A 13,196-nucleotide genomic window follows, 5' to 3' on the forward strand; every position below is an offset into this window, starting at 1 on the left:
ACCGACGCCGGCCCACCGCCCGTCAGCGCGGCAGCGCCTGCTGCAACTCCGCCCGCAGTGCCGGGGTCAGCATCTCGCCGGCCTGCTTGGCCAGCCGGGCCATCTCGTACCCGACCACGCCGATGTCCGCGTCCCCCGCCGCCAGGGTGGCCAGGATCGAGCCGTCACGGATCTGCATGACGAGGAAGTAGCCCCGGCCCATCTCCACCACCGTCTGCTTGACGATGTCGCCGTCGAACATCTGGGCCGCCCCGGCCGTGATGCTCATCAGTCCGGAGGTCACCGCGGCCAGCTTGTCGGCGTTGTCCCGGGGCAGGTGGTCGGAGATCGCCACCAGCAACCCGTCGGAGGAGACCACGATCGCGTGCGCGACACCGGGCACCCGTTCGGTGAACGCGCTGACCAGCCAGCTCAGATCACGTGCCTCTTGACTCAGCGTCATCAATGTTGCTCCCCTTCGCTGCGCACGCCGGTCGGCGGCACGGGAATCTCCCGGGTGTCGTCCGGCATGGTGATCTCCCTGGTGTCGTCCTCGGCCTCGGCCCGGCGCACCCCGCGGTAGAGCCGGGACAGCATGCCGCCGACCGCCTCCGGATCCGGATCGTGCCGGGGCGGGGGCGCGGCCGGTTGCGCCGACCGGGTCACCGCGGCGAGCTGCGCCATCGGCACCCGCACCGGCAGGCCGCGTGCGTTCACCCCGCCGGTCACCGGAGTGGCCGGCGGTGTCGGCGTCCCGACGCCCGAGGTGGCGGCCGGCGGCCCCTTCCGCGACCACCAGCTGCTCGTTCCCGACGCCGCCGCACCGTTCGCCGGGGCGAGGACGTCCTCGGCCCGCGTGGGCACCGGTCGTGGCCCGGTCGACGGGTCCGGCCGCCGCCCGGCGACCGGAAGCTCGGCCGGCCGGGGCTCGGCCCCCGGGTCGGTGCCGGCGGTGCCGCTGGGTCCGCTGGGGCCGGTGGGGCGCAGGGCCGCACCCGCACCCGCACCCCGGCCGGTGCGCCGGGCCACCGGAGCCGCGCCCGCCGCGCCGGCCACCGCGGCGGTCAGCATCCGCCGCGACGCCGGGGCGTGCACGTCCCGCTCGGGAGCCGACGCCAACAGCACCGCGGGCAGCGTCACCCGGGCGACCAGCCCCTCCCGCCGTCCGTCGCAGAGCCGCACCTCGATGTCGTGGCGGGCGGCCAGGTGCCCCACCACGAACAACCCCATCCGCTCGGACGCCGCCACGTCGGCCAGCGGTGGGCTGGCCAGCAGCCGGTTCGTCTGCGCCAGCGCCGACGGGCTCATGCCCAGCCCCTCGTCGGCGATCTCGACGACCGCGCCGCCGGCCACCGCGCGGGCGTTCACCCGCACGACGGTGTCCTTCCGGGAGAACGCGGTGGCGTTCTCCAGCAGCTCGGCCAGGAGGTGCACCAGCTCCCCCACCGCGTGCCCGACGACGTACAGGTCGGCCACGGACTCGTGCCGCACCCGCTGGTACTGCTCGATCTCGGCACCGGCGGCGAGCAGCACGGCGTCCAACCCGACGGGCTGGTTCCACCGGCGGCGCGAGTCCGAGCCGGAGAGCACCAGCAGGCTCTCGTCGTTACGACGCATCCGGGCGGCCAGGTGGTCCAGCTTGAACAGGTTCTCCAGCTGGTCCGGGTCGCTCTCCTCCCGTTCCAACTCGTCCAGCAGCTCCAACTGCCGCTCGACCAGCACCTGACTGCGCCGGGCCAGGTTGACGAACATGGCGTTGACGTTGCGGCGCATCGTCGCCTGCTCCATCGCGACGCTGACCGCGCTGCGGTGCACCGCGACGAACGCCTCGGCCAGTTCACCGATCTCGTCCAGCGAGCGGACCACCGCCGGGGCGACCTCGATCTCGGGCACCCCACCGGTGACCGTCCGCAGGCGTTCCAGCGTCTCGGGGAGTTCGAGCTGGGCGATCCGCAGCGCCTGGCCGCGTAGCAACCGCATGGACCGGGCGATCGACCGGCCGATCAGCATCGAGATCAGCAGTGCCACCAGCAGCACCGCGACGATCGCGCCGAGCACCAGCAGGGTCTGCCGCAGCTGCGCCCCGCGCGCCTCGGCGGCCTGGGTCACCGCGTCCTCCAGCACTCCCGCCTCGACCTGCCGCAGCAGCTCGTGGCGCTGCTCGCTGGCCGCCCACCACTGGGTCGCCGGCAGGACGGCCGGATCGGCGCCGCCCACCGGCAGACTCTGCTCCTCAAGCCGGGTCGCCGACACGAAGGCCGGGTCCAGCGAGGTCTGGTCGTAGCGGCGGATCTGGTCGGGGGTCGCCGCCACCCGGAAGGCACCCAGCGCGGTGAGCTGCTGGGCCCGCAGGTCGGTCAGGAGGACCTGGTCCTCCACCCCGTACCGGCCGGCGCGGCCGGCGACGTAGAGCTGGGCCCGGATCCGGGAGGCCAGCTCCTTGACCCGGGCGAGCTGCACGTAGCGCAGCACGGCGTCGCTGAGCGCGGGCGCGTCCGGACCCGGCGACGGCTCGGCCAGGAGGCTGAGTAGCTCGTCGATGAGCCGGTTGTAGTTGCCCAGGATCGTCTCGCTGCTGAGCACCCCCGGGGCGATCGCCGATCGGATGTAGGCGACCTGCTCGTACGCCTCCAGGACCTCCGAGTACGTCACCCGCCACGCCGCGTCGGAGTCCGCCAGCGGTTCGGCGGCCCGCCGGAGCCGCTGCATCGCCGCGTCCGTCGCGGCCTGCAACGGCTTGAGCGTGGCCACCGGGTCGCTGCGCACCGTCTCCGCCCCGTTCACGCGGGTCCCCGCCAGCTCGCCCGCGGAGCGGTCCCGCTCCTGCTGGAGCTGGTGCACCATGTCGGTGATCTCCCGACCGATCGTCACCTGCTCGGCGAACTCGTTGAGCACGCCGGCCTGACCGACCAGACCCCGGGTCTGGACGCCGGCCAGCACGAGGAACGCCACCGACGGGATGATCAGCACAGTGGCCAGTTTGGTCCCCATCCGCCAGTCCCGCAGGCGGAACGGGGACCGACGCCGGTGTGGTACCACCCGGACGTCGAGTCGGCGTCGCCGGTGGTTCGACACCGCGCTGTCCGCCGGGTCCGGGCCGGTCCCCACACACGCCTCCTACGTACCTCGCGTCCGCCGCGAGCCGGGGAGCGGAGTCCATCCAACCAGGCCAGAACCTACTGTCAACGGTCCAGCCTGACGACAGACTCAGGGACGTAATCCTCCTGCCGGCCCCGGTGACGGCTGATCATCCGTCCGGCCGATGCCCGTAGGGTCGGCCGGATCCGCCAACCGGCCGAGGGCGACCAGGGCAGCCCCCGTCGCGCCGATCTCCGGGTTCGGTTCGTGCCGGACCGTGCGGGGAGCCAGCGCGGAGGCGAAAGCCCGCCGCCACCAGGGCGACGCGGTCACCGCTCCCCCACCGAGCACCACCTCCACCGGGTGGTCCACGGTGGACTCGATCGCGGCGAGGTCGTCGGCGACCCGAGAACAGACCCCGACCATCAACCCGGCCAGGATCTCCACGGCGGTGGTCGAGAAAGCCAGGCCATGCAGTTTCCCCGAGGCGGCCGGGGCGAGGCCGGGCGGCCGGTCGCCGCCGAAGCGGGGGTCGGCCGGCACGCCGCCGTCGGGCGGGACCCGGTCCAGGGCGGCGTCCAGCTCCGCGCCCGCCGGCAGCCGCAGCTCCCGGTTCGCCCAGGCGAACAGGTTGCCACCGGAGGAGTAGGCGGCACCGGTGACCACGTGCTCGTGGTCGACCCGGTAGCGCCACAGCCCGCCGGGCAGGGGCGGCAGCGGTACGCCGGCCGGGGCCGACTGGATCAGTCGCACCGCCGCGGACGTCCCGACCGTGACCGCGGCCCGGCGGGGGTCGACACAGCCCGACCCGACGTTGGACGCCGCGCCGTCGCCGATCGGCGCGCTCCACGCCGCACCGGCCAGCCCCGGCCAGCGCCGGCCGAACTCCGGCAGCAGCCCACCCCGCCAGCCGGCCGGGGCCAGCGCCGGCAGTTCCCCGCCCCGCACGCCGGCCAGCTCGCACGCCTCGGCGTCCCAGTCGAGGGTGCGCAGGTCGAGCAGGCCCGTGCCGGACGCCTGCGACACGGACATCGGCACCTCGCCGAGCAGTGCGCCGAGGACGTACTCGGCCAGCCCGACGAACCGGACCGCCGGCACCCGGTCCCGTAGCCACGGCAGGCGCACCGTCCAGTAGCAGCGGTGCCACCAGGTGCCGGTGCGCTGGTGGAACGCCTCGGCGTCGGCCGGTCCGGACCGGTCCGCGGGTGGCTCCGGGCGGGTGTCCAGCCAGGTCAGCACCGGCCCGAGCGGCGCACCGGCGGCGTCCAGCGGCAGCACCGAGTGCCACTGCGCGCTCACCGCGACCAGGCTGACGTCGCGCAGGTGCCCGGCGGCCTGCAACTCGTCCAGACACTCGACGAGGCAGGCCAGGTAGCCGGGGCCGTCCAGCGTGCCCGCGCCGTCGTCGTCGACCGCCAGTCGCATCTTGCGCCGGGCCAGCGCGCCGGGCAGCGGGGCGGTCCGCTCGTCGAGCACGAGCCCGCGCACCGACGAGGTGCCCAGGTCCAGAGCGAGAATGTTCATCGCCGGTCACCGTACCCGCCCGGCCGCCCGCCGACGCCTGACCACGTCCCGCCGGGGAAGTCCGAGCTTCCCCGGCGACGCCGTCACCGCGTAGGCTGACGGACGTGACCGCGCACCTGACCTCCTGGTGGCCCGCCGACCTGGCGGTCCCCGAGCGCGGGTAACTTCCCACGTGGCCGCCCCCGAGGCGGCCACCGGTGCTCCCACCGGCCCCGGACGCCCACCGGCGGCCCCCGGCCCGAGGAGCCCACCCCGATGACCGACCTCACCACCCTGACCGCTGTCGTGGCCGCCGGCGGTGATCCCGGCCCCTTCGCGCTCCTGCGCCGCGCGGGCGGCGACCACCTCGAGCTGTTCACCGGGCCGGTACGCCCGGTCGGGCGGCTCGCCGACATCCCGCTGCCCGACGACGGCCCCGGCCCCCGGACCCTCGCCCTGGTCCCGTACCGGCAGATCACCGAACGGGGTTTCGCCTGCGTCGACGACGGCACGCCGCTGGAGTGCCTGGAGATCACCGGACAGGGGCGCAGCACCCTGACCGAGGCACTGCGCGCCCTGCCGGACACTCCGGTGGTCACCTCCGGGGCGGCGTTCGACCTCGACGACGACGAGTACGCCGCGATCGTCGACCGGGTGTTGCGCGACGAGATCGGGCGCGGCGAGGGGGCGAACTTCGTCGTCCACCGCACCCTGCGGGCCCGGGTGCAGGGGCCGCCCCTGGTGGCGGCGCTGGCCGCACTGCGCCGGCTGCTGGTCGCCGAACGGGGCGCGTACTGGACCTTCCTGGTGCACACCGGCACCCGGATCCTGGTGGGCGCCACCCCGGAACGGCACGTCAGCGTCGACGACGGGCTGGTGATGATGAACCCGATCAGCGGCACCTTCCGGTACTCCGGCGGGGTCGCCGACCGGGACGCGCTGCTGCGGTTCCTCGCCGACGACAAGGAGGTCGAGGAGCTGTACATGGTGCTCGACGAGGAACTGAAGATGATGGCCACCGTGGCGGAACGGGGCGGGCAGGTGGTCGGGCCGTACCTGAAGGAGATGGCCCACCTCGCGCACACCGAGTACCTGCTCGCCGGCCGGGGCACCCGGGACGTCCGGGAGGTGCTGCGGGAGACGATGTTCGCGCCGACCGTCACCGGCAGCCCGATCGAGAACGCCTGCCGGGTCATCGCCCGCCACGAGCGCACCGGCCGCCGCTACTACGCCGGTGTGCTGGCGCTGCTCGGCCGGGACGCCGAGGGGCGGCAGACGCTGGACGCGCCGATCCTCATCCGCACCGCCGAGTTCACCGCTGACGGCGAGCTGCGGGTGCCGGTCGGGGCCACGCTGGTGCGCCACTCCACCGCTGCGGGTGAGGTGGCCGAGACGTACGCCAAGGCCGCCGGGGTGCTCGCCGCGCTCGGCCTGCGCCCGGACGCCCCGACACCCGGCCCGGAGCCGGTGGCCCGCCTCGCCGACGACCCCGACGTCCGCGCCGCGCTGGCCGCCCGCAACGGCCGGCTGGCCCGATTCTGGCTGGACCAGCGCGCCCCGGCGGCGGCCCCGCCCCGCCACCGGGCGTTGATCGTCGACGGTGAGGACACCTTCACCGGGATGCTCGCCCACCAGCTCACCGCGCTCGGCCTCGCCGTCGAGCTGCGCCCCTGGCACCGGCCCGGCCCGGTCGACGGCCACGACCTCGTGGTGGTGGGACCCGGCCCGGGTGACCCGCGCGCCGACGGCGACAAGATGGTGGCGCTGCGGGCCACCTTGGGCACCCTGCTGGACGCCGGCCGCCCGACCCTGGCGGTCTGCCTCGGCCACCAGCTCCTCTGCGGCCTGCTCGGGCTCCAGCTGCACCGCCGCGAAGCCCCCTACCAGGGGCTCCAGCGGGAGGTGGGGCTGTTCGGCACGGTCGCACGGGTGGGGTTCTACTCGACGTTCACCGCGTTGGCCGACACCGACCGGCTGGACACCGCGTACGGGCCGGTGGAGGTGGCCCGGGACCGGGCGGACGGTGCCGTGCACGCGGTGCGCGGCCCGGGTCTGGCCGGGGTGCAGTTCCACCCGGAGTCGGTCCTCAGCACCGACGGCCTGACGGTGCTGGCCGACCTGCTCGGGCACCTGCTGCCGGCACCGGCGCATACTTCGCCGCGACGGGGGTAGGGCAGGACCCGACCGGTGGTTCCGGACGGGTCGAGAGCCCCCGTCCGGGCCACCGGTCACCGGTCATCCCGCCGTGCCCTGGCGCAGCCGGGCAGCCACCTGCACCGCCCGCTTCGCGGTCAGCGCCGTCGCGGTCAGCGCGACGTCGTCCGGGGCGGTCTCGCCGTTGTTGCTGGTGTGCGAAGCGCCGTAGGGGTTCCCGGCGACGAACTGGCTGGGATCGGTGTAGCCGGGGGTGACCACGATCCCGCCCCAGTGGTAGAAGACGGTGTACAGCGACAGCAGCGTGGCCTCCTGGCCCCCGTGCGCGGTCGCGGTGGTGCAGAACCCGGTGTAGACCTTGTCGGCCAGCGCGCCCTGCGCCCAGAGCGGGCCGCTGGTGTCGATGAACTGCTTCAGCTGCGCGGCGATCATGCCGTACCGGGTGGGTGAGCCGAAGATCAGGACGTCGGCCCAGGAGAGGTCGTCGAGCTGGACCTCGGGCACGTCCTGGGTCTCCAGGTGGTGGGCGTGCCAGCCGGAGTTCGACCGGATCGCCTCCTCGGGCGCCAGCTCACGCACCTTCCGCAGCCGCACCTCGGCACCGGCCTCACCGGCGGCCTCGCACGCCGCCTGCGCCATCTGGTACGTGATGCCCGTCGCGCTGTAGTAGATCACCGCTGCCTTGATCCGGCCGTCCATCTGGGCCCTCCTTCTGCTGATCCGCGCGGGCGACTACCCGGTGGTCGCGGCGCAAAACGCCGTGCGGATCCCCGGGCCGGGCTGGCATGCTCGTCGCCATGCTGATCAGGGACGCCGACCCCGGGGACTGGCCGGGGATCTGGCCCTTCCTGCGGGAGATCGTCGCGGCCGGGGACACCTACACCTGGCCCCGGGACGTGACCGAGGAGCGGGCCCGGCAGCTGTGGATGCCGCCACCACCGGCCCGGACGGTCGTCGCGGTCGACCCGGACGGCACGGTGCTCGGCTCGGCGAAGGTCCTGCCGAACCAGGCCGGGCCGGGGGCGCACGTGGCCAACGCCAGCTTCATGGTCGACCCGGCCGCCGCCGGTCGGGGGGTCGGCCGCGCCCTCGGCGCGCACGTGCTCGACCTGGCCCGTGCCGAGGGCTACCGGGGGATGCAGTTCAACGCGGTGGTCGCGACCAACACCCGGGCGGTCGGGCTGTGGCGGTCGCTCGGTTTCGAGGTGGTCGGCCGGGTGCCGGAGGGCTTCCGCCTGCCCGACGGCCGCTACGCGGACCTGCTGGTGATGTACCGGCCACTCTGAACACCCGCACCGGCCTTGACCTTCATCGATGGATTTGTGCTCAAGTTTTGCGCAAGTTCCGACCCGCGCGGCAGCCGTCCGGTCCCTCCGGCGCGATGCTTTTTCCATCGATGCCGGTGAACGTCACCCGCCAACCGCGCGTCGGCGAACCTGAACGGGGGATCGCGCTCCGTCAGCCCGGTGCTGGCGGAGCGCGATCAGGGGGCGCCCAGGGTCACCGCGCCCGCTCAGGTCCGCGTCGACCAGAGCGTGGGCCGGTTGACCGGGCCGTCGACAGCCGCCATCGCCAGACCGATCGCGAAGAACATCACGGACAGGTTGATGTCGGTGTAGCCGTAGAACGGGGTCACCCCCAACGCCACCACGGGCACCGCGCTGAGCCAGACACCCCCCGGCGAGACGGCGGTGGCCAGCCGTCGCGCCACGACGACGAAGAACAGCACCAGCGCGAGGAACGCGGGGATCCCGTGGCTGTACATGATCAGCCAGATCTGGCCCTGCGTACCGAGTGGCTCCGCCACCTTGATGGTGTCCACGAACTGCGGGGCGCCGTACCCCAGCAGCGGTGACTCCGCGACGGCGACGAGCGTGCGGCGGTAGATGTCCAACCGGTCGGTGGTCGAGTCGGTGTTCTCCACCCGGTTGCTGATCAGGTCGCCGACCGGCACGAAGAACGTCACCAGGACGGCCAGGACCGCCACCCCCGCGATCGAGGCGATGATGCGCACGTCGCCACGGAGCAACGCGCGCACGCCGACGTAGCACAGCCCGATGCCCACCCCGACGAACATGCCCCGGTTCAGGGTGAGGAAGGCCGGCACCAGCGCCAACGGCAGCGACACGATCAGCGCGGTCCGCATCAGCCCGCGCCGGAACGACGTGATGTACGCCAGCACACACGGCACCATCACCGCGAATCCGGTGCCCCAGTTGTTGGTGTACGGGTACGGCGCTGCCGTCCGGTAGTACGGGTTACGACTCAACGGGTTGTGCTCGGTGGCCTTGAGGTGGGTCAACGCCTGCACCATCCGCTCCCCCGAGATGCTGCGGGGCAGCAGCATCTCGACCGGGGTGGTCAGGGAGAGCTTCGGGGCGATCACCGCGAGCCAGCCCAGAGCCACCACCGTCAGCCAGAACAGGCAGAACGGATGGAACAACGCCTGCCACGACACCCCGTTCCGGGCGGCGTTGTAGACGTAGAGGTAGACGATGAACGCCGCCACCACGAACCCGAACCGCAGCACGTAACCGACCAGTCCGTTGCCGCCGAGCCGGAGGAAACTGAGCGCCATGAGCGCCACCAGCAGCATCCAGAGCGCGGACCCGGTGGGCAGGCGTACCCGGCCGTGGACCAGCAGGACCGCCGCCAGCACCACCGCCAACGGCGCCCAGAGCAGGTAGAGCCCGCCGAGCAGCCACCAGACCAGCGCCAGCCCGAACATCAGGTACAGGGGCCAGACGGGCAGGCCGGGACGACTGGACGGCTCGGCGTCGGGGTCGACCGGGGGCCGGGCCCCGAGCGGCGGCGTCGGACGGGGAGCGGTCACAGGAGGCAACCTATCCCGTGCCCGACAGCGGGACCACAGTGCCGGTCGCCGGGGCGGGCGTGCCGGGGACGCCCCGCCGGGCGTGGGTGCCCCCACGCCCCGGCGACGTCGACTCAGCGGGGCAGATCGTCGCGCAGGTCGGTGACCCGCCGTTCGAGGCGGTCGACCGCGTTCTCGTTGTTGAGGAACGTACTGATCCCGGCGGCCAGCGCCAGGGCCAGCAGCACGGCCAGGATGCTCAGCACCAGGCCGCCGATCGCGACCCCGCGTCCGGTCACTCCTGGTCGCGTGGCCATCCGCAACCCGACCACACCGAGGACGATGCCGATGATGCCGAGCACCAGGCCGACCGTCGCCAGGATGGCGGTCAGCACGCTGATCAGCGCGGAAACACCGAAGACCAGGGCGAACGTCGCCGCAGCGCTGGTCTTCACGCCAGCCGTGGGCTGGGCCTGCATCGGGTGGTCGGGCGGTCGGGGAGCGCCACGGACGGGTCGCTTGGACGTGGTCATGTCTGTCCTTTCCTCGTGTTCACCGCAAGCCTCTCGGCGCGGCGGATCCCCGTTGCGGTGGCGCTTATGCGTCCGGTCCCGGTGCTCCGACGCCACCGGCGGAGCCGATCCGGCAGCGTCGGCGGGTGCGGCCCGATCCGGCAGCGTCGGCGGGTGCGGCCCGATCCGGCGGCGTCGGCGGGTGTGGGCCGGGGGCCGCCGGGTAACCGGGCCCTGAACCCGAGAGGAGGACGACCAGTGAATCTCACCGAACAGCAGATCCGTTCGCTGTACGGCCAGGACGTCCAGGACCGGTCGGGCGCCCGGATCGGCAGCGTGGGCCAGGTGTGGGCCGACGCCGCCGGGGAGCCCACCTGGGTCAGCGTGAAAACGGGTGTCATGGGGCATCACGAGTCGATGGCCCCGCTCACCACGGCCCGGATGCAGGAGGGCCGTCTGTCGGTGCCGTACGACAAGGCGACCGTCAAGAGCGCGCCGACGGTCGACGCCGGCACCGACGAACCACTGGGCGCCGACCAGATCGCCCAGCTCTACACGCACTACGGCATGGGCCAGCAGTCGGCGCCGAAGCCGAAGCCGCAGCCGCCCAAGCCGGGACCGCAGGGGCGTCGTGCGGCGCACGACCAGCAGGACCTCATCCGCTCCGAGGAGCGGCTGCGGGTCGGCACGGAGAGCGAGCCGGCGGGCACCGCCCGACTGCGCAAGTACGTCGTCACCGAGGACGTGCACACCACCGTGCCGGTCGAGCACGACGAGGTGCGGGTGGAGCGCACGCCGATCACCTCGGCCGACCGGGACGCGCGCCCGGACATCGGCGAGGCGGAGCGGGAGCTGACGCTGCGGCGTGAGCACCCGGTGGTCCGCAAGGACCAGATCCCGGTCGAGCGGGTCCGGCTGGCCCGGGACGAGGTCGTCGAGGACCAGCCGATCGACGAGCGGGTACGCCGCGAGCGGATCGACGCCGAGATCCCGCAGGCAAGTCGCCGGCGCGCCTGACCGACGCCGGCACCTCGCGCCCCCAGTCGGGTGTGAGGAGGGGCCCCCTGCTCACCAAAAAGCGTGAGCAGGGGGCCCCTGCAGGCACCTCAGCCGCCGAGCGCACCCCCCGAACGCCCCTCGTGCAGGGTGAGGTTGCGCCCGTTGGTCGGGTCGAACAGGTGGATCTTCTCCAGGTTGAACCAGACCCGCCGGTTCTCCCCCTCGGCCACGGTCGACTCGGCCGACAGCCGGGTCACCAGGCTGGAGCCGGCACCGGCGAAGTCCGCGCCACTGTCGGCGGCCAACTCCTCCAGCTCGGCCGCGCTGGCCCGCTCCCCCTCGACGGTGAAGTAGACGTACTTGTCCGAACCCATCGACTCGACGATGTCCACCGGAGCCTCGAACTCCATGCCCCGTCGGCGGGTGTCGTCGTCGACCAGTTCGGCGTCCTCGAAGTGCTCCGGCCGGATACCGAGGATCAGCTCCCGAGGGGCGTTGCCGCCCTCCAGCTCGCGCCGGACCCGGTCGCCGATCGGCAGGTCGCCGAGCGCGGTGCGCAGTCGTCCGTCCTCGACCGCCGCGTGCAGGAAGTTCATCGACGGCGAGCCGATGAACCCGGCGACGAAGAGGTTGCGCGGGTGGTCGTACAGCTCCTGCGGCGGCCCGACCTGCTGGATCGCCCCGCCCCGCATGATCACTACCCGGTCGCCGAGGGTCATCGCCTCGGTCTGGTCGTGGGTGACGTAGACGGTGGTGGTGGCGAGCTTCTTCTGTAGGCGGGAGACCACGGTGCGCATCTGCACCCGCAGCTTGGCGTCCAGGTTCGACAGCGGCTCGTCCATCAGGAACGCCTTCGGCTGCCGGACGATCGCCCGGCCCATCGCCACCCGCTGCCGCTGGCCACCGGAGAGGTTGGCCGGCTTGCGGTCCAGCAGGGCGGTCAGCTCCAGGGCCTTCGCCGCCTCCTGCACCTTCTGGTCGATGGTCTGCTTGTCCAGCTTCGCCAGCCGCAGCGGGAAGGCCATGTTCTCCCGGACCGTCATGTTCGGGTACAGCGCGTACGACTGGAACACCATCGCGATGTCCCGGTCCCGGGGAGCCTTGTCGTTGACCCGCTGCCCGTCGATGCGCAGCTCACCGGAGCTGATGTCCTCCAGCCCGGCGATCATGTTGAGGGTGGTGGACTTGCCGCAGCCGGAGGGACCGACCAAGATCACGAACTCGCCGTCGGCGATTTCCAGGTCGATGTCCGCGACGGCGACGGTGCCGTCCGGGAACTTCTTGCTCACCTTGTCGAGCACGATGTCAGCCACGAGGAGTTCACCTATCCCTTGACGGCGCCGTTGGTCAGGCCGGAGACGATGCGGCGCTGGAAGAAGAGGACGAAGAGGATGATCGGAATGGTGATCAGCACGGCGGCGGCGCAGATCGCCCCGGTGGGGTCCTCGAACTGCGACTCGCCGGTGAAGAAGGAGAGCGCGACCGGCACCGTCCGGGACCGCTCCGTGGAGGTCAGCGAGACGGCGAAGAGGAAGTCGTTCCAGCAGAAGATGAAGACCAGGATCGCCGTGGTGAACAGTCCCGGCGCGGCGAGCGGGGCGATGACCCGCCGGAACGCCTGCCCCTGCGTCGCGCCGTCCATCTTCGCCGCCTTCTCCAGGTCCCACGGGATCTGCTTGAAGAACGCCGACAGCGTGTAGATCGCCAGCGGCAGCGCGAACGTGATGTACGGCAGGATCAGCCCCGGCCAGGTGTCGAAGATGCCGAGCTGGCGTTCGATCTCGAACAGCGGCGACACCAGGGACACCTGCGGGAACATCGCGATCAGTAGGGAGACCCCGACCAGCAGCCGCTTGCCCGGGAAGTCCAGCCGGGAGATCGCGTACGCGGCCATCGCGCCGAGAACCACCGCGATGAACGTGGCGATCAGGGCGATCCCGATCGAGTTGACCAGCGCCCGGACGAACTGGTCGGTCTGGAAGATCGTCCGGTAGTTCTCTAGGGTCCACTCCCGGGGGATGAACTTCCCGTCGGTGAGCGTCGCCGGGGTCTTCAACGACAGCGACACGATCCACAGCACCGGGATCAGCGCGAAGACGACGACGATGACGTCCAGCAGGCCCCAACGCAGCTTCGCGCGGGTGGTGGTGTCGGCCATC

General features: G+C 72.7%; 11 protein-coding genes. 3 read left to right on the forward strand and 8 right to left on the reverse strand.

Annotated features, from left to right (window positions below):
* Positions 1-22: 22 nt before the first annotated feature.
* From IGA62_RS01765 to IGA62_RS01775, 3 genes are all read right to left on the reverse strand, one after another.
* Positions 23-442 carry a roadblock/LC7 domain-containing protein gene (locus tag IGA62_RS01765; protein ID WP_244948702.1) on the reverse strand — a complete coding sequence of 140 codons (420 nt, stop codon included), beginning with the start codon at positions 440-442 and terminating at the stop codon, positions 23-25.
* A complete protein-coding gene (locus IGA62_RS01770; RefSeq protein WP_232624853.1) occupies positions 442-2,970 on the reverse strand; it encodes a sensor histidine kinase in 2,529 nt (842 codons plus the stop codon). Before IGA62_RS01770 ends, IGA62_RS01765 begins: the two co-directional genes overlap by 1 nt.
* Before the next feature lie 216 nt (positions 2,971-3,186).
* On the reverse strand, positions 3,187-4,581 hold the full coding sequence (locus IGA62_RS01775) for a gluconokinase (protein ID WP_145816829.1): 1,395 nt from the start codon (positions 4,579-4,581) through the stop codon (positions 3,187-3,189).
* 255 nt (positions 4,582-4,836) lie between these two features.
* On the opposite strand from IGA62_RS01775, the gene IGA62_RS01780 reads away from it, so the two are divergent.
* Positions 4,837-6,732: a chorismate-binding protein gene (locus tag IGA62_RS01780; protein ID WP_145816827.1), complete on the forward strand. Its 1,896-nt coding sequence runs from the start codon at positions 4,837-4,839 to the stop codon at positions 6,730-6,732.
* 63 nt (positions 6,733-6,795) lie between these two features.
* Here the strand turns inward: IGA62_RS01780 and wrbA are convergent, their stop codons facing one another.
* Positions 6,796-7,413 (reverse strand): NAD(P)H:quinone oxidoreductase, encoded by a 618-nt coding sequence (gene wrbA, locus IGA62_RS01785; RefSeq protein WP_145816824.1) that lies wholly within the window; start codon positions 7,411-7,413, stop codon positions 6,796-6,798.
* A 98-nt stretch (positions 7,414-7,511) separates the two neighbouring features.
* Here wrbA and IGA62_RS01790 point away from each other — a divergent pair, with 98 nt between their 5' ends.
* Positions 7,512-8,000: a GNAT family N-acetyltransferase gene (locus IGA62_RS01790; protein WP_198501192.1), complete on the forward strand. Its 489-nt coding sequence runs from the start codon at positions 7,512-7,514 to the stop codon at positions 7,998-8,000.
* 227 nt (positions 8,001-8,227) lie between these two features.
* On the opposite strand, the gene IGA62_RS01795 is transcribed toward IGA62_RS01790, so the two are convergent.
* Together IGA62_RS01795 and IGA62_RS01800 are read right to left on the reverse strand one after the other, a co-directional pair.
* The gene (locus IGA62_RS01795) at positions 8,228-9,547 is read right to left on the reverse strand and encodes an O-antigen ligase family protein (protein WP_232624854.1); all 1,320 of its coding nucleotides are present in this window, start codon (positions 9,545-9,547) and stop codon (positions 8,228-8,230) included.
* Between the two features lie 113 nt (positions 9,548-9,660).
* On the reverse strand, positions 9,661-10,059 hold the full coding sequence (locus tag IGA62_RS01800; RefSeq protein WP_145816820.1) for a DUF4190 domain-containing protein: 399 nt from the start codon (positions 10,057-10,059) through the stop codon (positions 9,661-9,663).
* A gap of 237 nt (positions 10,060-10,296) precedes the next feature.
* Between IGA62_RS01800 and IGA62_RS01805 the strand changes: the two genes are divergently transcribed.
* Positions 10,297-11,055, forward strand: a complete 759-nt coding sequence (locus tag IGA62_RS01805; protein WP_091460485.1) for a YsnF/AvaK domain-containing protein — start codon at positions 10,297-10,299, stop codon at positions 11,053-11,055.
* Between the two features lie 89 nt (positions 11,056-11,144).
* On the opposite strand, the gene IGA62_RS01810 is transcribed toward IGA62_RS01805, so the two are convergent.
* Entirely contained in the window at positions 11,145-12,350 is a 1,206-nt protein-coding gene (locus tag IGA62_RS01810) for an ABC transporter ATP-binding protein (protein ID WP_145816816.1), read from the reverse strand.
* A gap of 11 nt (positions 12,351-12,361) precedes the next feature.
* Positions 12,362-13,195 (reverse strand): carbohydrate ABC transporter permease, encoded by an 834-nt coding sequence (locus IGA62_RS01815; protein WP_145816814.1) that lies wholly within the window; start codon positions 13,193-13,195, stop codon positions 12,362-12,364.
* Position 13,196 lies beyond the last annotated feature (1 nt).

Source organism: Micromonospora sagamiensis (assembly GCF_014680085.1).
Taxonomy (GTDB): Bacteria; Actinomycetota; Actinomycetes; order Mycobacteriales; family Micromonosporaceae; genus Micromonospora; species Micromonospora inyonensis.

Coding starts and splice junctions, on each gene's coding strand:
- IGA62_RS01765 (WP_244948702.1), bottom strand. CDS start 442: ATGACGCTGAGTCAAGAGGCACGTGATCTGAGCTGGCTGGTCAGCGCG.
- IGA62_RS01770 (WP_232624853.1), bottom strand. CDS start 2,970: ATGGGGACCAAACTGGCCACTGTGCTGATCATCCCGTCGGTGGCGTTC.
- IGA62_RS01775 (WP_145816829.1), bottom strand. CDS start 4,581: ATGAACATTCTCGCTCTGGACCTGGGCACCTCGTCGGTGCGCGGGCTC.
- IGA62_RS01780 (WP_145816827.1), top strand. CDS start 4,837: ATGACCGACCTCACCACCCTGACCGCTGTCGTGGCCGCCGGCGGTGAT.
- wrbA (WP_145816824.1), bottom strand. CDS start 7,413: ATGGACGGCCGGATCAAGGCAGCGGTGATCTACTACAGCGCGACGGGC.
- IGA62_RS01790 (WP_198501192.1), top strand. CDS start 7,512: ATGCTGATCAGGGACGCCGACCCCGGGGACTGGCCGGGGATCTGGCCC.
- IGA62_RS01800 (WP_145816820.1), bottom strand. CDS start 10,059: ATGACCACGTCCAAGCGACCCGTCCGTGGCGCTCCCCGACCGCCCGAC.
- IGA62_RS01815 (WP_145816814.1), bottom strand. CDS start 13,195: ATGGCCGACACCACCACCCGCGCGAAGCTGCGTTGGGGCCTGCTGGAC.